This window comes from Proteus faecis, from assembly GCF_030286765.1.
Taxonomy (GTDB): Bacteria; Pseudomonadota; Gammaproteobacteria; order Enterobacterales; family Enterobacteriaceae; genus Proteus; species Proteus faecis.
On record NZ_JASVWV010000051.1, the window covers coordinates 1 to 1,220 of the forward strand.

The following is a 1,220-nucleotide window of genomic DNA, read 5'->3' on the forward strand; positions in this document are numbered from 1 at the left end:
AGAAATCACGCACTTTGTTTCCAAACCGTTCTGGCGGGTAACCGCGTCTTTACAGCATCAGGGGATTGTTTTTCAGGCTCACTGGCGACCTGCTGTGCAATATTGTGATGATGAGCATCGTTGTATTCATGTTCAGGCGGCTCAGGCGGTGGAACAATTGTGCCGGCAGGCAGGCAAGGCGACGGTATGTACGGTAAATGAAACGAAAGGAAAAGCATTGCCGCCGCTGCCGTTTGATCTCGGGACACTTCAGCAGGCTGCCTCAAAGCGTTGGGGGTATTCCGCTGATAAAGTGCTTGAAATCGCACAAAGTCTGTATGAAAAACATAAAGCCACCACGTATCCCCGGACGGATTGCGGATATCTGCCGGTGTCGATGCGTGCCGACATACCGGTTGTTTTAAACGCCTTGTCACAAAGTGATCCGTCCTTACAGAATGTGCTGGCGCAATTGCAGCCGGCGCGTATTTCACGGGTCTGGAATGATGCAAAAATTACGGCTCACCATGCGATTATTCCGACCCGGCATACACCGGATTTGAATGCCATGAATGAGGCTGAACTGAATGTCTACAAACTTATCCGTACCCATTATCTGGCGCAGTTTTTGCCGGATCAGGAATGGGATGCGACGGAGGTGTTTTTAGATATTGGCGGACAACAATTTGTTGCCAAAGGAAAAGTCGAAAGGGTGAAGGGCTGGTCTGTATTATTTGTGAAACATGAAGACGATCCGTCAGTAAAGGAAGAGACAGAAAACGGGCAGGAAACCGGAACGGAAACATTGCCGCCTCTTCATGAGGGAGGCGTCTGTGCGATAGCAGAGGCAAAGGTTGTACAACTGACGACCTCACCGCCGAAACCGTATACGGATGGGACATTGATTGCGGCCATGAAGAATGCGTCATCTTTTATTACCGATCCGACATTAAAAAAAGTCCTGAAAGAGAATGCGGGGCTGGGAACAGAAGCGACCCGGGCAGGGATCATCACCACGCTGGAAAACAGGAAATTGATTGTCAGACAGAAAAAAACACTCCGGGCGACAGACACCGGCTGTCAGCTGATTGATGCCCTGCCGGCAGCCTGTACAGATCCGGGTATGACAGCGTTATGGGAACAATCACTCGAACAGGTGGCTCTGGGACACCTGTCTCTGGATGTGTTTATGCAAAAGCAAATCAGCTGGCTGTCTCATCTCATTAAAAAAGGCGGGGAAA

Annotated in this window: 1 protein-coding gene; it reads left to right on the top strand. The window is 50.1% G+C overall.

The genetic code is table 11. The features are described 5' to 3' along the window. Positions 1–4 precede the first annotated feature (4 nt). Positions 5–1,220 (top strand): DNA topoisomerase (locus QSH13_RS18400; protein ID WP_286039485.1); only part of this gene is annotated, 1,216 nt, incomplete at its 3' end.